The sequence below is a fragment of the Streptomyces albiaxialis genome (assembly GCF_039530985.1).
Classification (GTDB): Bacteria; Actinomycetota; Actinomycetes; order Streptomycetales; family Streptomycetaceae; genus Streptomyces; species Streptomyces albiaxialis.
In genome coordinates this window covers 244,818-266,231 of record NZ_BAAAPE010000001.1, presented here as the reverse complement: position 1 = coordinate 266,231, position 21,414 = coordinate 244,818, and the positions used below count along the sequence as shown (strand labels likewise).

21 protein-coding genes and 1 tRNA gene are annotated in these 21,414 nt (G+C 71.4%); 15 read left to right on the top strand and 7 right to left on the bottom strand.

Features of this window, described 5'->3' with window-relative positions; all coding sequences use genetic code 11:
* Window positions 1-165: 165 nt before the first annotated feature.
* Window positions 166-1,677 carry a potassium/proton antiporter gene (locus tag ABD343_RS01210; protein ID WP_344524322.1) on the bottom strand — a complete coding sequence of 504 codons (1,512 nt, stop codon included), beginning with the start codon at window positions 1,675-1,677 and terminating at the stop codon, window positions 166-168.
* A gap of 384 nt (window positions 1,678-2,061) precedes the next feature.
* On the opposite strand from ABD343_RS01210, the gene ABD343_RS01205 reads away from it, so the two are divergent.
* Window positions 2,062-4,911, top strand: a complete 2,850-nt coding sequence (locus ABD343_RS01205) for a penicillin acylase family protein (protein ID WP_344522994.1) — start codon at window positions 2,062-2,064, stop codon at window positions 4,909-4,911.
* A 52-nt stretch (window positions 4,912-4,963) separates the two neighbouring features.
* Here ABD343_RS01205 and ABD343_RS01200 read toward each other — a convergent pair whose 3' ends face one another.
* Entirely contained in the window at window positions 4,964-5,554 is a 591-nt protein-coding gene (locus ABD343_RS01200; protein ID WP_344522992.1) for a 5-formyltetrahydrofolate cyclo-ligase, read from the bottom strand.
* Between the two features lie 92 nt (window positions 5,555-5,646).
* Here ABD343_RS01200 and galU point away from each other — a divergent pair, with 92 nt between their 5' ends.
* The 7 genes from galU (at window position 5,647) to ABD343_RS01165 (ending at window position 11,326) form a co-directional block, all read left to right on the top strand.
* Window positions 5,647-6,549 carry a UTP--glucose-1-phosphate uridylyltransferase GalU gene (gene galU, locus ABD343_RS01195; protein WP_344522990.1) on the top strand — a complete coding sequence of 301 codons (903 nt, stop codon included), beginning with the start codon at window positions 5,647-5,649 and terminating at the stop codon, window positions 6,547-6,549.
* 3 nt (window positions 6,550-6,552) lie between these two features.
* On the top strand, window positions 6,553-7,863 hold the full coding sequence (gene glp, locus ABD343_RS01190; RefSeq protein WP_344522988.1) for a molybdotransferase-like divisome protein Glp: 1,311 nt from the start codon (window positions 6,553-6,555) through the stop codon (window positions 7,861-7,863).
* 84 nt (window positions 7,864-7,947) lie between these two features.
* Window positions 7,948-8,457, top strand: coding sequence for a cyclic pyranopterin monophosphate synthase MoaC (moaC, locus tag ABD343_RS01185; RefSeq protein WP_344522986.1), 510 nt, complete (start codon window positions 7,948-7,950; stop codon window positions 8,455-8,457).
* Entirely contained in the window at window positions 8,454-8,987 is a 534-nt protein-coding gene (locus tag ABD343_RS01180; protein ID WP_344522983.1) for a MogA/MoaB family molybdenum cofactor biosynthesis protein, read from the top strand. The genes moaC and ABD343_RS01180 overlap by 4 nt, the downstream gene beginning before the upstream one ends.
* Window positions 8,984-9,613, top strand: coding sequence for a GNAT family N-acetyltransferase (locus ABD343_RS01175; protein ID WP_344524320.1), 630 nt, complete (start codon window positions 8,984-8,986; stop codon window positions 9,611-9,613). Before ABD343_RS01180 ends, ABD343_RS01175 begins: the two co-directional genes overlap by 4 nt.
* Before the next feature lie 166 nt (window positions 9,614-9,779).
* Window positions 9,780-11,150 carry a divisome protein SepX/GlpR gene (gene sepX / locus ABD343_RS01170; RefSeq protein WP_344522981.1) on the top strand — a complete coding sequence of 457 codons (1,371 nt, stop codon included), beginning with the start codon at window positions 9,780-9,782 and terminating at the stop codon, window positions 11,148-11,150.
* Between the two features lie 102 nt (window positions 11,151-11,252).
* Window positions 11,253-11,326 (top strand) — tRNA-Ala (locus tag ABD343_RS01165).
* 59 nt (window positions 11,327-11,385) lie between these two features.
* On the opposite strand, the gene ABD343_RS01160 is transcribed toward ABD343_RS01165, so the two are convergent.
* Window positions 11,386-12,273 (bottom strand): sigma-70 family RNA polymerase sigma factor, encoded by an 888-nt coding sequence (locus ABD343_RS01160; RefSeq protein ID WP_344522979.1) that lies wholly within the window; start codon window positions 12,271-12,273, stop codon window positions 11,386-11,388.
* A gap of 132 nt (window positions 12,274-12,405) precedes the next feature.
* Between ABD343_RS01160 and ABD343_RS01155 the strand changes: the two genes are divergently transcribed.
* Window positions 12,406-13,176, top strand: a complete 771-nt coding sequence (locus tag ABD343_RS01155; protein ID WP_344522977.1) for an SDR family oxidoreductase — start codon at window positions 12,406-12,408, stop codon at window positions 13,174-13,176.
* 23 nt (window positions 13,177-13,199) lie between these two features.
* Here the strand turns inward: ABD343_RS01155 and rpmF are convergent, their stop codons facing one another.
* The 3 genes from rpmF to ABD343_RS01140 form a co-directional block, all read right to left on the bottom strand.
* A complete protein-coding gene (rpmF, locus tag ABD343_RS01150; protein ID WP_344522975.1) occupies window positions 13,200-13,370 on the bottom strand; it encodes a 50S ribosomal protein L32 in 171 nt (56 codons plus the stop codon).
* Window positions 13,370-13,606 carry a 50S ribosomal protein L28 gene (gene rpmB, locus ABD343_RS01145; RefSeq protein ID WP_344522973.1) on the bottom strand — a complete coding sequence of 79 codons (237 nt, stop codon included), beginning with the start codon at window positions 13,604-13,606 and terminating at the stop codon, window positions 13,370-13,372. Before rpmB ends, rpmF begins: the two co-directional genes overlap by 1 nt.
* Window positions 13,607-13,690: 84 nt before the next feature.
* The gene (locus tag ABD343_RS01140; protein WP_344522971.1) at window positions 13,691-15,001 is read right to left on the bottom strand and encodes an SGNH/GDSL hydrolase family protein; all 1,311 of its coding nucleotides are present in this window, start codon (window positions 14,999-15,001) and stop codon (window positions 13,691-13,693) included.
* 255 nt (window positions 15,002-15,256) lie between these two features.
* Between ABD343_RS01140 and ABD343_RS01135 the strand changes: the two genes are divergently transcribed.
* Window positions 15,257-16,201 (top strand): helix-turn-helix domain-containing protein, encoded by a 945-nt coding sequence (locus ABD343_RS01135; RefSeq protein ID WP_344522969.1) that lies wholly within the window; start codon window positions 15,257-15,259, stop codon window positions 16,199-16,201.
* Between the two features lie 169 nt (window positions 16,202-16,370).
* Complete coding sequence (locus ABD343_RS01130) at window positions 16,371-16,886, top strand: lytic polysaccharide monooxygenase auxiliary activity family 9 protein (protein WP_344522967.1); 516 nt, start codon at window positions 16,371-16,373, stop codon at window positions 16,884-16,886.
* 69 nt (window positions 16,887-16,955) lie between these two features.
* Here the strand turns inward: ABD343_RS01130 and ABD343_RS01125 are convergent, their stop codons facing one another.
* Window positions 16,956-17,414 carry a cupin domain-containing protein gene (locus ABD343_RS01125; RefSeq protein WP_344522965.1) on the bottom strand — a complete coding sequence of 153 codons (459 nt, stop codon included), beginning with the start codon at window positions 17,412-17,414 and terminating at the stop codon, window positions 16,956-16,958.
* A gap of 146 nt (window positions 17,415-17,560) precedes the next feature.
* Between ABD343_RS01125 and ABD343_RS01120 the strand changes: the two genes are divergently transcribed.
* From ABD343_RS01120 to ABD343_RS01105, 4 genes are all read left to right on the top strand, one after another.
* Window positions 17,561-18,343, top strand: a complete 783-nt coding sequence (locus tag ABD343_RS01120) for a TetR/AcrR family transcriptional regulator (RefSeq protein ID WP_344522963.1) — start codon at window positions 17,561-17,563, stop codon at window positions 18,341-18,343.
* 180 nt (window positions 18,344-18,523) lie between these two features.
* The gene (locus ABD343_RS01115; protein WP_344522962.1) at window positions 18,524-18,949 is read left to right on the top strand and encodes an NUDIX domain-containing protein; all 426 of its coding nucleotides are present in this window, start codon (window positions 18,524-18,526) and stop codon (window positions 18,947-18,949) included.
* The gene (locus ABD343_RS01110; protein ID WP_344522961.1) at window positions 18,946-19,443 is read left to right on the top strand and encodes an NUDIX domain-containing protein; all 498 of its coding nucleotides are present in this window, start codon (window positions 18,946-18,948) and stop codon (window positions 19,441-19,443) included. Before ABD343_RS01115 ends, ABD343_RS01110 begins: the two co-directional genes overlap by 4 nt.
* Window positions 19,440-21,407: an ABC transporter ATP-binding protein gene (locus ABD343_RS01105; RefSeq protein ID WP_344522959.1), complete on the top strand. Its 1,968-nt coding sequence runs from the start codon at window positions 19,440-19,442 to the stop codon at window positions 21,405-21,407. Before ABD343_RS01110 ends, ABD343_RS01105 begins: the two co-directional genes overlap by 4 nt.
* The last annotated feature ends 7 nt before the right edge of the window (window positions 21,408-21,414 follow it).

Genomic DNA, 21,414 nt, shown 5'->3' with positions numbered 1-21,414 from the left:
GGCCGGACCGTGGCCGCCGTGCGGTCGCGCCAGCTCTGCTTCAGGCAGAGTTGGGGGTGATGCGATGTATTCCGCATCGAGGATACCGGCCGTCCAGCCCTCTCGTCCCCTCCTTCCCCTTTTCTCCCTCCCTTGTCGCCGCGTTCCTCTTCCGTTTCCCGTCCCTCAGTGCCACACCGCCGTGCTGCCCCCGGTGCCCAGCCAGCCGGCGAGCTTGCCGCCCCTTCCGACGGCCAGCAGGCGCCGCTCGGCGGCGTCCCGTACCTCGTCGGTCGCCACGACCAGCAGCTCGTCCCCGCGGCGCAGCACGGTCGAGGGCAGTGGGACGAAGCTGGAGCCGCCCCGTACGACGAGGGTGACCGCGGCGCCCGTGGGCAGCCGCAGCTCGGTCACCTCGACCCCGTGCATCTTCGAGGACCCCGGGATGGAGACGGACAGCAGATGTCCGCGCAGCCGCTCCAGGGGTGCCGATTCGATGTCGAGGTCCTCCGCCTCGTCCGGGTCGGCCAGCCGCAGGGTGCGGGCCAGCCAGGGAAGGGTCGGTCCCTGGACGACGGTGAAGATGACGACCAGGACGAAGACGATGTTGAAGATCCGCTGGCTGCCCTCGACGTCGGCCACCATCGGGATGGTGGCCAGCACGATGGGCACCGCTCCGCGCAGCCCCGCCCACGACAGGAGCGTCTTTTCCTGCCAGCGGAGCTTGAACGGCTGAAGGCACAGCAGTACGGACAGGGGACGTGCCAGCAGGGTGAGGGCCAGGCCGATCACGATGCCGGGCCAGACGTCGTTCCACAGCTCGTGCGGGGTGACCAACAGGCCGAGGAGGACGAACAGGCCGATCTGGGCGATCCACGCCATCCCGTCCGCGAAACCGCGGACCGCGGGGCGGTGGGGCAGTTTCCCGTTGCCCAGGATCAGCGCGGCGACATAGACGGCGAGGAATCCGGAGCCGTGCGCCAGTGCGCCTCCGGCGTACGCCAGGACGCACAGTGCCAGTACGGCGATGGGGTACAGCCCGGAGGCGGGCAGCGCCACGTGCCGCAGGCCCAGCTCGCCGAGCTTGCCGACGGCCAGTCCGGCCAGCAGGCCGATGGCCAGCTCCAGCACGATCTTTCCGAGCAGCAGGTACCAGGGCCCGTGGCCGCCGTTTCCCATCTCGGAGAACGTGACGACCAGGAGGACGACCGGGGCGTCGTTGAACCCCGACTCGGCCTCCAGGACGCCGGACAGGCGCCTGGGCAGGGGCACCTTGCGCAGGACGGAGAAGACGGCCGCCGCGTCCGTCGAGGAGACCACGGCGCCCATCAGCAGCGCGGCCTGCCAGTCGAGCCCTACGAGGAAATGCGCGGCCAGTGCCGTGACCGCGACGCTCACGCCGACACCGAAGGTCGACAGGACGGCCGCCGCGGGGACGGACGGGCGGATGTCACGCCACTTCGTACCCAGGCCACCCTCGGCGAGGATGACCACGAGCGCGGCGTATCCGAGAACTTGGGTCAGCTCCGCGTCGCTGAAGCCGAACCCGATGCCGTCCTGCCCTATGGCGATGCCTATACCCAGATAGACGAGAAGGCTGGGCAGGCCGGTGCGCGAGGACAGCCGGACGGCGGCGACGGCGACGAGCAGGACGAGCGCGCTGAATAGCAGTAGTTGGTTGAGGCTGTCGACGGTCAGGGGACGGTCCTCTCTCCCGGGGGCTTCTCTCCTTGGGTCGGCCTGCGATGCCTTCGGTCCTGCACTCTCCTGACGGCCTCCTGATGTCTTCCTAACGGTTTCTTAACGCCCTGGGGCCGACTCTGCCCAACCTCTGGCCGGGTGCCATCGGTTCGCTAATTCGTTTGGATAGCTAATAATTTACCATCGCTTGAATTTGGCGCCTCAGGAGTCCCGTGGATCGCTGGAGAAACCCGCCGGAATCCCTGGGGGAGGGGTGGAGTCGGTGACTCGCTGTCCGGGCGCGCCGGGGCTCCGCCTATGGTTGCTCCAGCACGGATCGGCCCCGTCGGTGCTGTCCGGCCACGGAAGCTCAAGGTTCACCCTGCCCCTCGAAGGACAGCGATGCCCGCCAAGAAGACCTCGCGACGCGCCCGTCTGATCGTGATCGCAGTCGTGCTGCTGCTCCTGGCCGGGATCGGCGGCGGCTCGTACTGGGGCATCAGCACCGTCCGCGAGTCGTTCCCGCAGACCACGGGCTCCCTCAAGGTCAAGGGGCTGGGAGATCCCGTAACGGTCAAAAGGGATGGAAGTGGCATTCCGCAGCTTTACGCCGACAATGCCCAGGATCTCTTCCTTGCGCAGGGATACGTCCAGGCGCAGGACCGCTTCTGGGAGATGGACGTCCGCCGCCACATGACCTCCGGGCGGCTGTCCGAGATGTTCGGCGACGGGCAGGTCGAGACCGACGCGTTCCTGAGGACTCTCGGCTGGCGCGAGGTGGCCAAGAAGGAGTACGCCAAGCTCTCCCCGCGCACCAAGGAGTACCTCAAGTCCTACTCGGCCGGGGTCAACGCGTATCTGAAGGAGCACAAGGGCTCCTCGGCCTCCGTGGAGTACGCGGCCCTCGACCTCGCGGGCAAGGACTACTCCCCGGAGCCCTGGTCGCCGGTCGACTCGGTCGCCTGGCTGAAGGCGATGGCCTGGGATCTGCGCGGCAACATGTCCGACGAGATCGACAGGGCGCTCATGTCGAGCCGCCTGACCAAGGACGAGATCGAGGACCTGTACCCGAAGTACCCGTACTCCCGGAACAAGCCCATCGTCGAGGGCGGGTTGGTCAACCCGGTCACCAAGGAGTTCAAGCAGGGCTCTTCCGGCGGCAGCGCCAACGCGCCCGCCACGGGCGTCGGGACCGGGACCGGGACCGGGGCAGGCACGGGAACGGGCACCGGGACCGGCGCGGGCACGGGCACAGGCGCCGGGACGGGCCAGGAAGCGGGCTCAGAGGCCGGAACGGGCACCGGGGGCGGCTCGGCGTCCAACAGCCCCGGAGAGGCCGCTCAGGGAGCCAGCACGCAGCTCGGCAAGGTCGCCAAGAAGCTGGAGAAGGTCCCCGGCCTCCTCGGCCCCAACGGCAGCGGCATCGGCTCCAACTCGTGGGTGGTCTCCGGCAAGTACACGACGACCGGCAAGCCCCTGCTCGCCAATGACCCGCACCTCGCCCCGCAATTGCCGTCCGTCTGGTACCAGATGGGCCTCCACTGCCGCAGCGTCGACAAGTCCTGCCCCTTCGACGTGTCCGGCTTCACCTTCTCCGGCATGCCGGGCGTCGTCATCGGCCACAACCAGGACATCTCCTGGGGCATGACCAACCTGGGCGCCGATGTCACCGACCTGTACCTCCAGAAGGTCCGGGACGGGAAGTACCTCTACGACGGCAAGGAGGTCGCGTACCGGACCCGGCCGGAGACCATCAAGGTCGCGGGCGGCAAGAGCCGCAAGATCACGGTGCGCGAGACCAACAACGGCCCGATCATCTCCGACCGGGACAAGGAGCTGCGCAAGGTCGGCGACGAGTCCCCCGTGGGCAACGCCGCCCCAGACCGCGGCGACGGCTACGCGGTGTCGCTCCGCTGGACCGCCCTCGAACCCTCGCGCACGATGGACGCGGTCTTCGAGCTGAACAAGGCCTCGGACTTCAAGGAGTTCCGCAAGGCGGCCCGCGACTTCGCCGTCCCCTCGCAGAACCTGATCTACGCCGACACCGAGGGCAACATCGGCTACCAGGCGCCCGGCCGCATCCCCGTACGGGGCGAGGGCGACGGACGCTACCCGGCGCCCGGCTGGGACCCGCGCTACCGCTGGAAGGGATACATCCCGCAGCGCGCGCTCCCCTGGGAGTACAACCCCTCGCGCGGCTACATCGTCACCGCCAACCAGGCGGTCGTCGACAAGGACAAGTACCCGTACATGCTGACCGACGACTGGGGCTACGGCGCGCGCAGCCAGCGCATCAACGACCTCATCCAGTCGAAGATCGAGGACGGCGGGAAGATCTCCATGGGCGACATGGAGACCATGCAGATGGACAACAGCAGCGAGATCGCCAAGCTGCTGGTGCCCTACCTGCTGAAGATCGACATCGACGACCCGTACGTACGGGAGGCACAGGAGCTGCTGGAGGGCTGGGACTACACCCAGGACTCCGACTCCGCCCCCGCCGCCTACTTCAACGCCGTCTGGCGCAACCTGCTGAAGCTCGCCTTCGGCAACAAGCTCCCCAAGGAGCTGCGGGTCGAGGGCGAGTGTCTGACCGTCCGCCCGGTGGACGAGTCCGGCCCGATCGACGACCTGGACGGCAACGACCGTACGGTGCGCGAGTGCGGCAAGAGGTCGCCCGACTCGGCGCAGCCGGACGGAGGGGACCGCTGGTTCGAGGTCGTCCGCCGCCTGCTCAAGGAGCCGAAGAGCGAGTGGTGGAAGACCCAGGGCACGTCGTACCGCAAGGGCGACAGGAACCGTGACGAGCTGCTGCGGCACGCCATGAGGGACGCCCGCTGGGAGCTGACGTCCAAGCTCGGCAAGGACATCAACACCTGGAGCTGGGGCCGGCTGCACCGCCTCATGCTGAAGAACCAGACCCTTGGTACCGAGGGCCCCGGCTTCATCCAGTGGGCGCTCAACCGCGGCCCCTGGGACATCGGCGGCGGCGAGGCGGCCGTCAACGCGACCGGATGGAACGCGGCCGGCGGCTATGACGTGACCTGGGTGCCGTCGATGCGGATGGTCGTGAACCTGGAGGACTTCGACAAGTCCCGGTGGATCAACCTCACCGGCGCGTCCGGCCACGCGTACCACAAGAACTACACCGACCAGACGGACAAGTGGGCCAAGGGCGAGCTGCTGCCCTGGGCGTACAACGAGAAGGCCGTCTCCAAGGCGACCGACGACCAGATGGCGCTCACGCCCTAGGGCACGCCTTAGGGCATGAGCGCAGGAGGAGACCGACGCGGCGGTTCGGGGGTCAGCCCCCGAACCGCCGCACTCCGTGCGGCGTGATCGCGGCGTCCACCGCCCAGTCGTGCTCCTCGTCCGGAACCCTCGGCACGATTTCGCCGTCATACAACAGGACGACACGAGCGGGACTCGCCCCGGACAGCGCTATCCGGGCCAGCGCACGGTCGTACGAACCGCCGCCGCGCCCCAGCCGCAGCCCCCGCCCGTCCACGGCCAGCCCCGGAAGGAGAACAGCGTCCACCCGCGTCACCGCGTCCCGGCCCTCCCTGGTCCCGGACGGCTCCCACAGGCCGCGTCCCGCCCGTACGAGCGCGTCGTGGCCCTCGTACGCGCACCAGTCGAGGTCGTTGTCGGGCAGCAGGACCGGGAGCAGCACGCGCGTGCCGCGGGCGCTCAGGGCGCGCAGCAGGGGACCCGTGCCGGGCTCGGCGCCGATGGAGACGTAGGCGGCGACCGAGGCGGCCTCCGCCAGCTCGGGCAGCTCCAGGGCGTGTTCGCCGAGAGCGTCGGCGGCCTTCGCCACGTCCTCCGTGGTGAGGCGGGCGCGCGCCGCGAGGACATCCCGCCGAAGCGCGCGTTTCGCGGCAAGTTCACTCATCGTTGCCCATAAACCCTTTCAATGTCCCCATACCGCAACAAAGTCAGCGGACGCTTATCTTCCCTATCAAGAGAACGGTTATCGTTCAGGACATGACTAACACCCCTACTCGGATCAGCAAGGCTGTCATCCCCGCAGCGGGCCTGGGCACCCGCTTCCTGCCCGCCACCAAGGCGACGCCCAAGGAGATGCTCCCCGTCGTCGACAAGCCCGCGATCCAGTATGTGGTCGAGGAGGCCGTGACGGCCGGTCTCCCGGATGTCCTGATGGTCACGGGCCGCAACAAGCGCCCCCTGGAGGACCACTTCGACCGTAACTACGAGCTGGAGCAGGTCCTCCGCGACAAGGGGGACGAGGCCAAGCTCGCCAAGGTCGAGGAGTCCAGCGCCCTCGCCACCATGCACTACGTCCGCCAGGGCGACCCCAAGGGCCTCGGTCACGCCGTCCTGTGCGCCGAGCCGCACGTCGGCGACCAGCCCTTCGCGGTGCTCCTCGGTGACGACCTGATCGACCCCCGCGACCCGCTGCTCGCCCGCATGATCGAGGTCCAGCAGGAGCACGGCGGCAGCGTGATCGCGCTGATGGAGGTCGAGCCCTCCAGCATCCACCTCTACGGTGCCGCGGCCGCCCAGCCCACCGGCGAGGACGACGTGGTCCGCGTCGCCGATCTGGTCGAGAAGCCCGCCGCCGCCGATGCCCCCAGCAACCTGGCGATCATCGGCCGTTACGTGCTCGACCCGGGCGTCTTCGAGGTGCTGCGCAAGACCGAGCCCGGCCGCGGCGGCGAGATCCAGCTCACCGACGCCCTCCAGGCGCTCGCGGCCGACCCGTCCCTCGGCGGCCCGGTCCACGGCGTCGTCTTCCGGGGCCGTCGTTATGACACCGGCGACCGCGCCGACTATCTGCGTGCCATCGTCAGGCTCGCGTGCGAACGTGATGACCTGGGCCCGGACTTCCGGACCTGGCTGCGCAGTTACGTCAGCGAGGAGATGTAAGTCTTGAGCGAGACCTGGTCGGTCGACGAGCACCTGGAGGACATCCTCCGCGCCATCCGTCCCCTGGAGCCCATCGAGCTGAGGCTCCTGGAGGCACAGGGCTGTGTGCTCGTCGAGGACGTCACCGTGCCCGCGGCACTCCCGCCCTTCGACAACAGCTCCATGGACGGCTATGCCGTCCGGGTCGCCGATGTCGAGGGTGCCAGCGAGGAGTTCCCCGCGGTGCTCGACGTCATCGGGGACGTCGCCGCGGGCAGCGGTGACCTTCCCACCGTCGCCTCCGGCCAGGCGGCACGCATCATGACCGGCGCCCCGCTCCCGCCCGGAGCCGAGGCCGTCGTCCCTGTCGAGTGGACCGACGGCGGCACGGGCGGGGGGCCCGCCGAGTCGATGCAGGCCCGCGGCGCGGCCCCGCAGGCCGCCTCGGGCGAGGTGCGCGTGCACCGTTCCGCCGCGCCCAGGGAGCACGTCCGCGCCAAGGGGAGCGACGTGAAGGCGGGCAGCGTCGCCCTGACCTCGGGGATGGTCCTGGGCCCGGCCCAGATCGGCCTGCTGGCCGCCATCGGCCGCGGCACGGTCACCGTGCGCCCGCGCCCCCGCGTCGTGGTGCTCTCCACCGGCAGCGAACTGGTCCCGCCGGACGAACCGTTGGGCCCCGGCCAGATCCACGACTCGAACAGTTACGTGCTGACCGCCGCCGCCCGCGAGGCCGGCGCCATCCCGTACCGGGTGGGATCCGTCACCGACGACCCCGAGACGCTGCGCTCCACGATCGAGGACCAGCTCATCCGCGCCGACCTGGTTGTCACCAGCGGAGGCGTCAGCGTGGGGGCGTACGACGTGGTGAAGGAGGCGCTCTCCCAGGGGGACCTGGACGAGGGCACCGTCGAGTTCCGCCGTCTGGCCATGCAGCCCGGCAAGCCGCAGGGCTTCGGCCTGATCGGCCCGGACCGCACGCCGATCCTCACCCTCCCCGGCAACCCGGTCAGCGCCTACGTGTCCTTCGAGCTGTTCGTCCGTCCCGCCCTGCGCACCCTGATGGGCCTGGAGCCGGTGCGCCGCCGGGCCGTACGGGCGCGGCTGGAGGCCGAGGCGCCGCTCTCCTCCCCGGACGGCAAGCGGCAGTTCCTGCGCGGCGACTACACGCCCCCGGAGAAGACCGGCCAGGAGGCACTGGGGACGGTCACCCCTGTCGGCGGTCCCGGCTCCCATCTGGTCGCCTCGCTCGCGCAGGCCAACGCGCTGATCGAGATCCCCGAGAAGACGACCGAGGCCTCCCCGGGCGAGGACGTCACCGTCATCCCGCTTGACTGACCGATGGACTGACGTACGGCCGCACGGCCGTGCCCTCATGACTGCCGGTACCGTATCTGGGCACAGCAGACGACCGGGAGAACGATGAGCAGCGCCGAGCAGCAGCACCTCACCCATGTCGACGCGTCGGGTGCCGCCCGTATGGTCGACGTCTCCGCCAAGGACGTCACCGCGCGGACCGCGCGTGCCACCGGACGCGTGCTCGTCTCGCCCCGGGTTGTCGAACTGCTGCGGGGAGAGGGCGTTCCCAAGGGGGACGCCCTTTCCGTCGCCCGTATCGCCGGGATCATGGGCGCCAAGAAGACGCCGGAACTCATTCCTCTGTGCCACCCCCTGGCCGTCTCGGGCGTCACCGTCGATCTGTCCGTGGCGGACGACGCGGTGGACATCGCGGCCCGGGTGAAGACGACGGACCGTACGGGCGTCGAAATGGAGGCGCTCACGGCGGTTACGGTCGCCGCTCTGACGGTCATCGACATGGTGAAGGCCGTGGACAAGTCGGCGGCCATCTCGGACGTCCGTGTGGAGGAGAAGTCGGGCGGGAAATCCGGCGACTGGACACGCGAGCGCCAGGGGAACGAGGGGAACGCATGAGCCAGCAGCCAGGGCGTCACCGCGCACTCGCCGTCACGGCCTCCAACCGCGCCTCCGCCGGTGTCTACGAGGACAAGGGCGGCCCCCTTCTCGTCGCGGGCCTGACGGACATGGGTTTCGCCGCGGACGGCCCGACGGTCGTGCCGGACGGCGAGCCCGTGGAGAAGGCCCTGCGCGACGCGGTCGCCGACGGCTACGACGTCGTCCTCACCACAGGGGGCACCGGTATTTCCCCGACCGACCGGACGCCCGAGATGACGCGCCGCGTCCTGGACTACGAGATCCCCGGCATCCCCGAGGCCATCCGCGCGGAAGGGCTGGCGAAGGTCCCCACGGCGGCGCTCTCCCGTGGCACGGCGGGCGTCGCCGGGCGCACCCTGGTCGTGAACCTTCCGGGATCCTCCGGAGGGGTCAAGGACGGCCTGGCCGTCCTCGCCCGACTGCTCCCCCATGCCGTCGACCAGATCCACGGCGGGGACCACCCCGCCGCAGACCCTCGTCCCGAGTCCAGAGGGGAAGACCCCCGCTGAACGCACCGTGGCCCGCTGAGCTGGCGGACGGCGCCACCGCCCTCCGTCCCATAAGGCTGCGCGACCAGCGAGCCTGGCGCGAGGTCAATCAGCGCAACAGGGACTGGCTGCGTCCCTGGGAAGCGACCATCCCTCCGGCCCCGCCGGGACACCTCCCTCCCCGCCGTCCCACCTATCGCCAAATGGTCCGCCATTTGCGCGGGGAGGCACACGCGGGCCGCATGCTGCCCTTTGTCATCGAGTACGAGGGCCGTCTGGTCGGACAGCTCACCGTGGCGGGCATCACCTGGGGGTCGATGTGTTCCGGCCATATCGGATACTGGATCGACCGTGCCGTCGCGGGCCGCGGCGTGATGCCCACGGCCGTCGCGCTCGCCGTGGACCACTGTTTCCGTACGGTCGGGCTGCACCGTATCGAGGTGTGCATCCGGCCGGAGAACGCCCCCAGCCGTCGCGTGGTGGAGAAACTGGGATTCCGCGAGGAGGGCACCCGTCCCCGCTATCTCCATATCGACGGCGCGTGGCGCGACCATCTGGTGTTCGCGCTGACGACGGAGGAAGTGCCGGAGGGGCTGCTGACCCGCTGGCACAGGGCAAGCCCTGGTCACTCCACGGAAATAAAATAAACGTTCGATATCGAGCACGGAGCAGCCGCAGTCCGGCCATTAATCGGCCACATTTGGTGTTGCGCGGCGCGGCAATCACAAAAAAAGTTCGAGAGATCAGCCAGATCGTGCGACACACCGTCGTATTTGGCAGATGGGCTCATGCAATGCCCTCTACCGTGTGAGGGTGAGCAGCAGTGGCCTCATCTACGCAGTCATCGTCGGGGCCTGGGCCGCCTATCTGGTGCCGATGTGGCTCCGTAGGCAGGACGAGCTGAACGAAGCCCGTCCGACGGAACGCTTCAGCACCGCGATCCGGCTGCTGTCCGGCAAGGCCGCGATGGAGCGCCGCTACGCGAAGGACGCGGAACGGCGCGAAGCGCGCGAGGCGCCGGAGACGGACGCCGCCCTGGCGACGGCCGAGCCGGAGAGCGACCACGGCGACTTCGACGATGACTACGCCGATGACGCGTACGGGACCGACCCGGACGACGGCACCGCGGAGGAAGCGGTCGACGTCCGGGCCTTCGCCGACCCCAAGACCATGGTCAGCGGGCACAGCCCGGAGGCTGTCACCGAAATACAGGACAACCGTCCGGCGCCGTCCCCGTCGCCTCCCCCGGCTCCTTCGCTGTCCCCGTCCGCGAGCAAGGCCAGCCGGGACGCGAAGCGCGCCAAGAGAGCCAAGCTGCTGGCCCGCCGTCGGCGCACCACCATGCTGCTCTTCCTCGCCTTCACCTTCGGCGCGATCGTCGCGGCTGTCCTCGGCCTGGCCTTCCTCTGGGTCCCCGCGGTCCCGGGCGTGCTGCTGAGCGCGTACATCGTCCATCTGCGCTCCCAGGAGCGCCGCCGCTTCGCGTTCACCATGGACCGCCGCCGCGCCGAGGCCGCGGCCCGCAGCCTCCACGAGCGCCGTCCGCGCGCCTCCGCGGCGCCGTCCGGCACGGGGACGCGCCACCGGTCCCCGGCCCAGGACCACGGCCACGGCCACGGCCACGAGCAGGCCCCGGCCCGGTCCCACGCCCAGCCTCGCGCGCAGGCTCAGGCGCGGGCGCAGGGGCAGCGGCATGCCGCCTCCGAGAGCGGCGAGCGGCGCGGGGCGGCAGGCGAGGGCGAGCGTGAGCGCCGCGCGCCCGCTCCGGAGCGGGGCGGCCGCGGCCGCCGCCCCCGGCCGGCGGCACCCGAAAGCGACGCGGACCCCGAGGTGGCAGCCGACCGCCGGGCGCTCGTCGAGCAGACCGACCACGCCGAGTGGGTCGACCAGCAGCGTGCCCGCGACCGCGAGCACCCCGAGGGCGAGGGCTGGGAGCCCGTGCCCGTGCCGCTCCCGACGTACGTGAGCGCGCCGGTCGCGCCGCGCCGGACCCGCGACGTGGACCTGGAGGCGCCGGACGCGTGGAGCTCGGCCCGCTCCAGCGCGGCGGAGCCGCCCCCGCAGGACGCCGCTCCGGCGCCCCAGGAGACGTCCTCCCGCCCCCGCCGCCCGCGGGACCGGAACCGGACGCCGCTCTTCGACCAGTTCGAGGACGAGGACCGCCCCCGCGCCGCCAACGAGTGACCGGGGCGGCCCCGTCGGCCGCCGCCGCGCGGCTGCTGTGACCAGCACAGGAACGGATTTCCTCACGGGGCCGGGGTGATGCTAAGGTTTCACACGTCGCAAGGGCCTGTGGCGCAGTCCGGTAGCGCATCTCGTTCGCAACGAGAGGGTCAGGGGTTCAAATCCCCTCAGGTCCACAGACGTCAGAGCCCCTGTCGGAGTCATCCGGCAGGGGCTCTTCGCGTGTGTCGGTGGCTCAGGCGTCCAGGACCGCGATGTCGAGGGTGTCGAGGCGGGGCCTGTCGGCGATGACGTCGATGGTGGCGATGCGGCCGTGGGCGAAGGTGAAGGCCAGGGCGATCGTGAGGCGGCCGCGAGGGGCCATGACGAGGCCGACGGAGCCGTTGACCAGGGCCGGGCGGGAGACGCGGGTGCGGGCCGCGGCGGCGAAGGCGCCCTTGGTGACCACGTCGCGGCCGCGCAGGGCGAGAGGCCGCGGTGTCGGGCCCGCGGCGCGGTCGGCGTGCAGCGCCACGTCGGGGTCGAGGAGGGCGACCAGCGCGTCGAAGTCCCCGCCGCGCGCGGCGGCCAGGAAGGCGTCCACGACCTCGCGTTGACGGGCCAGGTCGGACGCCGGGAGCGGGGAGCCGCCCCGGACGCGGCGGCGGGCGCGGCTCGCGAGCTGCCGCGCGGCGGCGGACGTACGGTCGAGCATCGCGGCGATGTCGTCGAACGGGACGGCGAACATGTCGTGCAGGACGAAGGCGAGCCGTTCGGCCGGGGCGAGGGTGTCGAGGACGACCAGGAGCGCCAGGCCGACGGAGTCGGCCATGACGGCCTCTTCCTCGGGGTCGATCCCTTCGTCGGGGGCGAGATGTGGGTCGGGGGCGCCGGTGTCGAGCGGTTCTTCGCGGCGGGCGTCGCGCGAGCGCAGCATGTTGAGGCACACACGGGCGACGACCGTGGTCAGCCAGCCGCTCAGGTTCTCGATCGCGTCGGCGTCCGTACGGCTGAGGCGCAGCCAGGTCTCCTGGACGGCGTCCTCGGCCTCGCTGAGGGAACCGAGCATCCGGTAGGCCACCGCGCGCAGCCGGGGACGGTCCCGCTCGAAGCGCTCCACCAGTTCCGCGCGCTCGTCGTCCATCTGCCCCGTTCCTTCGTCCGCGTGTGTCACATCTTCCCGTCATCGGGTGTCACCCCGGTAGACCCGCCGGAAGCCGTCGATGTGACGGACGGACGGCACCCGGGGCCGCGGCCCTTCGAGTTGGGAGAAGCCATGACGTCATCCATCCTGCTCACGGGCGGTACGGGCACGTTGGGGCGGCGCGTGCTGCCCCTGCTGCTGGACGAGGGGTTCACGGTGCGGGTGCTCAGCAGGAAGGCGCACGCGCGGGCGGACGGCGTCGAATACGTGACCGGTGACCTGCTCAAGGACGAGGGGACGGAGGCCGCGGTCGACGGGGCGGCGACCGTGCTGCACCTCGCGGGCGGTGCCAAGGGGGACGACGTGGCGACGCGGAACCTGGCGCGGGCCGCCGCACGTGCCGGGACCCGCCACTTCGTCCATATCTCGGTCGTCGGCGCCGACCGGGTTCCGCTGGCCTATCTGCGGGCCCAGAGGGACGCGGAGCGGGCCGTGGCCGACTCGGGCGTGCCCTGGACGACGTTGCGTGCGGCGCAGTTCCACACGCTGGTGCTGACCATGGTGGAGAAGATGACGAAGCTGCCCGTGGTCCCCGTCCCGGGCGGGCTACGGCTCCAGTCGGTCGATCCGGGCGAAGTGGCGGCCCGTCTGGTCGGACTCACGCGCGGCGAACCCTCCGGGCTGGTGCCGGAACTGGTCGGCCCGGAGGAGTACGGACTGGCCGATGTCCTCCGTACATACCTGAGGGCGCACGGCAAGCGGCGGCCGTTGATGCCCGTACGGATACCGGGAAGGGCCGGACGGTCGTACCGCGCGGGGGAGAACCTTTCGGTGGACGGGGTGACGCGCGGGACGCGGACCTGGGCCGAGTTCCTGGCCGTACAGGAGCACGTTCAGGTCTGAGGAACGCCCGGTACGGACACGGCCTACTCCTCCGGGGTGAGGAGACCGCGACGGTAGGCCGGGGCCAGGTTCTGGGGGACGCGGTACGGACGGCCGTCGATCGTGACGGTCACCAGGGGCGTCGGGGCCGCCTTCCACTGGGCGCGGCGGTGGCGGGTGTTGCTGCGGGACTTCTTCCGCTTCGGGACAGCCATCAGACGCGACCTCCTCGTGCGCGGATACGGGCGACGGCCTGCTCGATGCCGATCGTGTCGACCGTACGGATGCCCTTGGTGCTGAGGGTGAGCTTCACGTGGCGGCCCTCGCTGGGCAGCCAGTAGCGCTTCGTCTGGATGTTGGGGTCGAAGCGGCGGCGGGTGCGGCGGTGGGAGTGCGAGATGTTGTTGCCGAAGGCCGGCTGTCGTCCGGTGAGCTGGCAGTGGGCGGACAAGGGAGGACCTCTCACGTCATGGAAATGGGAACCGTTTCCATAAAGAGTACCTCCCCTGGCCGTACCGTCCCACCGCCGCCCCGGTCAGGTCAGGCGCATACGGGGCTCGCCCCGCTCGGTGAGGCCCTTGCCGCCGCCGACGCACGTCAGGCTGTCGGGCGCCGGGCGAGCGGCGTCCAGGGCCGCGAAGGTCTGCCGCAGGCAGTTGCGCATGGCGAGCTGGCCCCAGTAGTTGGGGTGCAACCCTTCCTGGGCCTGGAACGGGGGCAGGACGGCGGTGATCGTCCGTACCCAGTTGACCCACTCCGTCCGGTCGGCCGCGTCCGGTGCCTTCCAGGTGCCGACGGTGCCGCGCAGGGGCTCGACCAGGCCCACGCCCTTCTCGCACAGGCGGTGCCCGTCGAGGGCGCCGCTGAGGTCGAGGAAGTGGGCGTTGGGCAGGCCGCTGTCCGCGAGGCCCTTGCGTACGGCCCTGCTGACGGTGGGCATCACGGTGTTCACCGCCCAGTCGGCGTCCCTGTCGGTGAACGCGCATCCGCCCAGGGCCTGGCGTGCGCCCATGGGTGACGGATAGCGGAACCCGGAGGCGGGCGGGATGGGCGAGGGGTAGTTCTGGACGACCACCTCGTACTGGCCGTCCTCGTATCCGGCCTGGCGCATGGCCTTCCGGATGTTCCGCAGGCCGCCCGCGATGTCGGCGGCGCGGGCGCGGGTGCTCTCCGCGGAGAAGCGGGCGATGTTCGCGGGCTCCCTGCTGCACGACTTGGGGAGGGGGCTGAGGTAGGCGAGGACGCAGGACTTGATCACGGGGGCGAAGCCGAAGTCGTTGCCCCCGATCGAGACGGTGACCATGCGGACCTTGTGCTTCCGGGCGAAGTCGGCCAACTGGCGGGCCTGTCCGGGCGTGCCGGCCGCGTCGGAGAAGTCCAGACCCGGTTTCGAGCGGCCCTTGCCGTTCTTGAACGAGTACGTACGGGCGCCGGAGCAGGCCAGGTTCTCGCTGCCCACGCCGTCGAGACCCAGGTGGATCTCGGCGGAACGGGCGCGGTGACAGCCCTCGACGCGCTCGCCGCCGCGTCCCGGAGCGTCGTGATAGGCGCTGGGGCCGAGGGCGTCGACGCGGGGGAAGTTGGCGGGGTTGGCGTCCGTGTTGCCGGCCCAGCGGCCCGCCTCGCCGGAGATGAAGGAGTCGCCCAGGGAGACGACCCAGTCCTTGCCCTCCGGGGGCGCGGAGGGCACGGTGCGGGCCTCCGGGGCCGACGGGGCCTCCGGGGCCGACGCGGCCGCCTGGCTCGTGGGCGCGGTCAGGGCGGTGGTCGCGGCGAGTGCGGCGAGAGTGGCGGAGGTGATCGCGGTCGTACGGATACGGCCGTGGCGGCGGCTTCGCTGGGGCATGTGGCCCTCCGGGGGGTGGGTGACGGGGTGGCGGGGGAGTCGATGTCATGTTCGCGGCCGGGGATGTGACGGAGCGTCATTGCGGACGGGGCACTCGGGTGATCGCGATGTGTGCGGCGCGGCCCGGCCCGGCCCGGCCCGACGCGTGCGCGTACGTACGTGCGAGGTGTCGCCGGAGCCTGGCCTGGGGCGTTACCGGTTCGGGAGGCGGGCTGCGACAATCCCTCGCTCGGAACGGAGGGGAGGGGTCCGCGCGTGGGGCTGGAGGAGCTGGGGCTGGACGCCCAGGAGGAGGCCGTCTACCGGGCGTTGGTGGCACGGCCGTTCGTCACGGCGGAGGAGCTGGGCGGCGCCGGGACGCGGGCCGTGCTGGAGGCGCTGGTCGAACGCGGGCTCGCCAGCAGGGAGACGGACGGCGGCGAGCGGTACGCGCCGGCGCCGCCCGCCCTCGCGCTCGGCGCCGAACTGGCCGCGCACCGCGCCCGTCTCGGGCGCGCCGAGGCGGCCGTCGCCGAACTGGCCGACGCGTACCGCACAGGCGGGCTGGCGAGGGCGCAGCGCGAGCTGGTGGAGGTCCTGGAGGGACGCGAGCTGATACGGCGGCGCTTCCTCCAGGTCCGGCTCGCCGCGGAGAAGAGCATCGACCTTCTGGTCACCGGTGGCCCGCGGGGCACCGGCGTCGGCGAGGAGGCACGGGAGCGGACCGTGGCCGTGCGGGGCGTGCACACCCGGGGCGTCGTCGACCGGGGCTTCCTGAACGAACCCGGGGCGCCGGAGAGGCTGGCGGAGTCGCTGGGCGGCGAGGGCGGGGGCGGGGGCGAGGTGCGCTTCGTCGAGGAGATCCCGCTGCGGCTCATGATCTGCGACGACGAGCGGGCGATGCTGCCGCTCGGCGGCGTGGGCGACGAGGTGGACCCCTGTGTGGTGCTGCGCGGGGGCCTGGTGAACGTGGCGCGGGCGCTGTTCGAGGCGACCTGGGAACGCGCACGTCCTTACGTGGAGCCGCACTTCGAGATCGGCGCGCTCGACGCGCGCATCCTGCGGCTGCTGCTCGCGGGGCACACCGACGCCGCCGTCGCGGGGAAGCTGGACCTCTCGGCGCGCACCGTGCAGCGCCGTATCCAGGCGCTGATGCGGCAGGCCGGAGTGACGACCCGCATCCAACTGGGCTGGCACGCGCGGCATCAGGAATGGGTCTGAGCGGCGTCCGCACGGCTTCTCGCGGGCGCCTGTGGGGCTTCCGGGGCCCGTTGCGGAATCCGGGGTGCGGCGGATCGATGGCCGCCGCACCTCTTGACCGCGCGCATTCAGCCATTAAAGTCTAGACCAATTTCAAGGTGTGATCGGCCTCCCCCCTGAAGGAGCTGACATGCACAAGAGAAGGAAGCTGGCCGCGCTGCTCGGAGCCGGGCTCGCGCCCGTCCTCGTCATCGGCCTGGCCCCGTCCCCGGCAAGCGCGCACGGCTGGGTCACCAACCCCGCGAGCCGCCAGGAGCAGTGCGCGAGGGGCGTCGTCAAGTGCGGCGAGATCAAGTGGGAGCCCCAGAGTGTCGAGGGTCCCAAGGGGCTGAAGGACTGCGCCGGCGGGAACGCGCGGTTCTCCGACCTGAACGACGACAGCAAGGGCTGGAAGGTCTCGAACGTCGGCCGTACGACCACGTTCAACTGGAGGATCACCGCGAGGCACGCGACGACCACCTGGCAGTACTTCGTGGACGGCCAGAAGGTCGCCGAGTTCAACGACCACGGCCAGCGGCCCCCCGAGACCCTCTCGCACAACGTCAATTTCGGCAGTTTCACCGGCAAGCACAAGGTCCTCGCCGTCTGGAACATCGCCGACACGGCGAACGCGTTCTACGCCTGCATCGACGTCAACATCGGCTGACAGGCCGCACGTTCGCCACGGTCATTTGAGCGCTCGCTCAACGCCCCGCGCGGTGCGACGGTGCGGCGTTCACTCCACCTCCGCACGTGAGAGATCCCCTCGCCCCGGCTCTTCCCCTCTCGCCGGGGCGAGGGTTGCGCGGGTGTGCTCCGAGCCCGCACGGGGGCTGATGGTCAGCAGGTCGCCCGGTTCCTCGACGGAGAGCCGGTGCCAGTGGCCCGCGGGGACGACCAGGCAGGTGCCGGGGGTCAGGACGGCGACGGGTTCTTCCGGCCGTTCGCTGTCCCGCAGATAGACGCGCATGCGCCCGGACAGGAGGCACAGGACCTCGTCCGCCTCCGGATGGCGCTCCCACACGTCCGCGTGCACCGCGCGGTCGCTGTCGGCGTGGAACGCCCCCACCGTCCACAGGCCGGGGTCGCGCGGCCCCGGGCGCGCGGTCACGTCGACCGCGCCGCCCTCCTGGAGCTGGAGCAGTGAGCCGAAGAGGTCGAGGGCTTCGACGGGGGAGGGGGAACGCGTGGTCATGAGTGGCCTCCCACAGAGGTGAGACGGCGTCCGGAGACTTTCCGAACGCGTTCGAAAAGTAACACCGCAGCGCTCGGGATGTCGAGCGGGGCCGGGGGCGGGGGCCGGGAGTCGCCCGGGCGGGACGGCCGCGTCATGATGGGGCGATGCCAGGACCCACTCCCTCCCGCGGCCGGACGGGCCGACCGCCGCGCACCTCGCGTGCGCAGATCCTGGAGGCGGCCTGGCGGCTGATCGACCGCGACGGCTGGCAGAAGCTGACGATGCGCAGGCTCGCCGCGGAGGCGGGCGCCGCGCCGACGACCCTCTACCACCACGTGCGCGACAGGGACGACCTCCTCACGCAGCTCCTGGACGACTACGCGGCCCGCGTGCCGCGCCCCGAGCTGCCCGAGGACCCCCAGGAGCGCATCGTCGCCGCGGCGACCGCCATGCACGACTCCCTGGCCGCCTGGCCCTGGATCGTCGAGGTGCTCACGGCGGGCGACTTCATGGGCGACTCCGCGCTGTGGATGGTCGAGTCGATCGTGCAGGGCGCCGTGGACTGCGGCTGCACGCCCGAGCAGGCCGTCGACCTCTACCGGAGCCTCTGGTACTACACGGCGGGCGAGATCCTCGTACGGGCCGGGACCGCGCGCCGTCGGGCCGAACGGGAAGAGCGCGAGGGCCGGGAGGGGAACGAGGGCCGGGAGGGGAACGAGGGCGATGCCGCCTCGTCCGGCTTCTCGGCGTACGACGAGAGCGTGCGGCGCAGGCTCGCCGGGTCGGGGCTGCCGCACCTGTCCGGGCTCGCCGACCGCTGGCCCCGGCTCGTCACCCGGGAGACCTACCCCGAGGGGCTGAGGGCGTTCGTGGACGGCCTGCTGTCGCACGCCCGCGGGGCGGCGCGTAACGCGCGCGGAGCACCGCGCAATCCCCGGCAAGGGTGACGCACCACGGGGGTGTGAATCGCACAGCGCGGCACGCGCCGCGATGCCGGGCGTCACGGGGCGGGCGCCGCGTTGCCGTACATGTGCGCGAGAAATCGCTCCGCGCGGGCCGTCACCTCCCCCGCACGAGGGGCGTTGAACCGAGCATCCGTCCGAACTCGCGTCAACACTGGAGGAGTTGTGCCCTCACGCCTGACCGCCCTCGGCGCCCATCTCGTATTCGAACGCGACGGCCATCTCCTCCTCGGCAAGCGCGGCCCCGGCGTCTCCTTCGCGCCCGACACCTGGCATCTGCCGGCGGGTCAGGTGGAGGACGAGTCCGTGCGTGCCTGTGCCGTAAGGGAGGCGTACGAGGAACTCGGCGTCACCCTGCGCGAGGCCGATCTGCAGCTCGTGCACACCGTCGACGCCGTCTCCCACATCCAGCTCTTCTTCCGTGTGCACCACTGGACGGGCGAACCGGCCCTGAGGGGACCCCATTTGTGCGCCGGATGGTCGTGGTGGAGCCGTACGGCGCTCCCCGAGCCGCTCGCCGGATACGCCCGTACCGCGCTGGAGGCCATCACGCAGGGCTGGCCGTACACGAGCGTGGGGCGGGCGGCATGAGCGCGGGGGAGAGGAAGCGGCACAGCAGGGTCGTCGATCTCTTCGTGCTGCTGCACAGGGACGACGGGAGGGTATTGCTGCTGCGCCGGTGCGGCGGCGTGTACGCGAGCGGGCTGCTCGCGCCGCCCTCGGGGCACCTGGAGGCGGGGGAGACCGTGGTCGAAGGGGCGCTGCGCGAGACGTACGAGGAGGTCGGAGTCGCCGTGCAGGAGCGCCACTTGGAGTTCTGCCACGTGATCGACCACCGCAGCCCCGAGGGACAGCAGCGGCTCGGGGTGGCCTTCCGCGCTGAACGCTGGCAGGGCGAGCCGTACAACAAGGAGCCGCACAAGCACTCCCAACTGGTGTGGGCCGACCCCGCCCGCCCGCCTGCCGACTGCGTGCCCTATGCCCGCGCGCTGCTGGGGCAGTTCGCGACGGGAGGGCTGCTGTCCGTCGACGGCTACGACGGCTACGACGGCTCCCGTGGGCGTGAGGGGCGGTGGGCACGGTGACCGTCGTTCCCGAGCAGAAGCCCAGAAAGCCCGAGGGGGACGAGGACCTGCGGTTCGTCGACCCGACGGGCTCGCGGGAACGGGCCGGACGGTCCATCCGTACGGTCGATATGGCGCGACGGCTGCCCGCGCTCGTACGGCGCTCGCTCGGACTGGCCTGGAGGGTCGACAAAAGGGCGGCCGTAGGGCTGCTGGTCTGCCAGGCGGCCTCGGGCGCGATCCAGGCGCTCGGGCTGTTCGCCGTCTCGGGAACGATCGGTGCCGTCCTGGGTGAGGGGGACACCTACGACCGGCTGCTGGCGGCATGGCCCTCGCTGGCGACGATCGGTGCTGCCGCCGCCGCGCGGGCCGTGCTCGGCATCGTGGTCAACTGGCTGTCCTCGCGCCTGGGACCGTTCATGTCCCGCGAGGCGGAGCTGATGCTGCTGGAGTCGGCGACGGCGACCGAGCTGGCCGCCTACGACAGCCCCGGCTTCAACGAGCGCAGGGAGGCCGCCGACAGGGGAGCGCAGACCGCGCAGGACCTCGTCACCCAGGGGCAGGACCTGATCGCCGCCTCGGCCTCGCTGATCGCGTCCGCCGGCGTACTGGCCGTACTGCATCCCCTGCTGCTGCCGCTGCTGATGGCGGCCAGCCTGCCGCAGGCGCTGGCGCAGATCAGTGCGGCACGGGTGCACTACCTGTCGCAGTTGGAGATGTCGGGGAACGCCCGGCTGCTGTCCATCCTGCGCTGGCACGTGTCCGACCGGTACGCGGCCGACCAGATCCGCACGGGGACGATGCGTCCCTTCCTGCTCGCCAAGTACCGCTCCATCACGGAACGGATCAACCGTGTCGAGCGGCGAGCGGTGGACAAGGGCGCGCGGATGGCACTAGTCGGTGCCGTTTGCGGCGGGATGGCCGCGACGGGCGTCTGGGCCGCGCTGGTCGTGCTCAGCGCGAACGGACGGCTGTCGCTCGCCCACGCGGGGGCCGCCGTCTTCGCGCTCCAGACGGTCGGCCAGTCCCTGCGCGGACTGGTGACGGGCGGGGCGCGCATCATGCGCACCGGGCTGTACTGGGACGACTGGCAGGACTTCCTCCAGCGCGCCGGGGGCTTCCGCTCGACGCTGCGGCGGGGCACCCTCACGCCCGCGCCGCCGCGCACCATCGAGCTGCGGGACGTCAGTTACCGCTACGAGGAGGCCGACGCGGACGCGGTCCACGGGGTCACCCTCACCCTGCGTCGGGGAGAAGTGCTCGCCCTGGTCGGCTACAACGGCTCCGGCAAGACGACGCTGGGCAAGCTCCTCACCGGGCTCTACCTGCCGACCGGTGGCAGCCTGTGCTGGGACGGCGTGGCCACGGGGGAGATGGATCCGGACGCCCTGTGGGCACAGGTGGCGATGGTGCCGCAGGACTACGCCCGCTGGCCCCTCACGGCACGGGAGAACATCACCCTGGGCCAGCCCCGGGGCGGCCGGCCTCGGGGCGGGAGTGAGGGCGCGGGAGGCCTGCCCCCGGGCGAGGGCGAGGCCGGTGACGCCGCCGTACGGGAAGCCTGCGCGGCCAGCGGCGCCGACGACGTGCTGGCCAAGCTGCGCTCCGGGCTCGACACGCTGCTCGCCCGCGACTGGCTGGGCGGACAGGAGCTGTCGGGCGGACAGTGGCAGCGGATCGCGCTCGCCCGCGCGTTCCACCGGGAGGCGGGGCTGCTCGTCCTGGACGAGCCGACGGCGGCGCTCGACCCGTTGGGCGAATACCGCATCTTCGCGGGGCTGCGGCAGCTCGCGGCGACCCGCGCGGTCGTGCTGATCACGCACCGGCTGACGAACGTCGCGACCGCCGACCGCATCCTCGTCCTCGACCAGGGCCGTGTCGTCCAGCAGGGCACGTTCGACGAACTGGTCGACGAGCCCGGCCTCTTCCGCGACCTGTGGGCGTACCAGCACGAGCGGGGGACGGCGGGCGAGGCCCGGGGCTGACCGGCTC

Bases quoted from the DNA above. Each gene is read 5' to 3' on its own strand.
- ABD343_RS01140 (WP_344522971.1), bottom strand. From the start codon at position 15,001: ATGCCCCAGCGAAGCCGCCGCCACGGCCGTATCCGTACGACCGCGATC.
- ABD343_RS01160 (WP_344522979.1), bottom strand. From the start codon at position 12,273: ATGGACGACGAGCGCGCGGAACTGGTGGAGCGCTTCGAGCGGGACCGT.
- ABD343_RS01130 (WP_344522967.1), top strand. From the start codon at position 16,371: ATGCACAAGAGAAGGAAGCTGGCCGCGCTGCTCGGAGCCGGGCTCGCG.
- ABD343_RS01125 (WP_344522965.1), bottom strand. From the start codon at position 17,414: ATGACCACGCGTTCCCCCTCCCCCGTCGAAGCCCTCGACCTCTTCGGC.
- ABD343_RS01120 (WP_344522963.1), top strand. From the start codon at position 17,561: ATGCCAGGACCCACTCCCTCCCGCGGCCGGACGGGCCGACCGCCGCGC.
- galU (WP_344522990.1), top strand. From the start codon at position 5,647: ATGACTAACACCCCTACTCGGATCAGCAAGGCTGTCATCCCCGCAGCG.
- ABD343_RS01180 (WP_344522983.1), top strand. From the start codon at position 8,454: ATGAGCCAGCAGCCAGGGCGTCACCGCGCACTCGCCGTCACGGCCTCC.
- ABD343_RS01155 (WP_344522977.1), top strand. From the start codon at position 12,406: ATGACGTCATCCATCCTGCTCACGGGCGGTACGGGCACGTTGGGGCGG.
- ABD343_RS01205 (WP_344522994.1), top strand. From the start codon at position 2,062: ATGCCCGCCAAGAAGACCTCGCGACGCGCCCGTCTGATCGTGATCGCA.
- moaC (WP_344522986.1), top strand. From the start codon at position 7,948: ATGAGCAGCGCCGAGCAGCAGCACCTCACCCATGTCGACGCGTCGGGT.
- ABD343_RS01110 (WP_344522961.1), top strand. From the start codon at position 18,946: ATGAGCGCGGGGGAGAGGAAGCGGCACAGCAGGGTCGTCGATCTCTTC.
- ABD343_RS01200 (WP_344522992.1), bottom strand. From the start codon at position 5,554: ATGAGTGAACTTGCCGCGAAACGCGCGCTTCGGCGGGATGTCCTCGCG.
- rpmF (WP_344522975.1), bottom strand. From the start codon at position 13,370: ATGGCTGTCCCGAAGCGGAAGAAGTCCCGCAGCAACACCCGCCACCGC.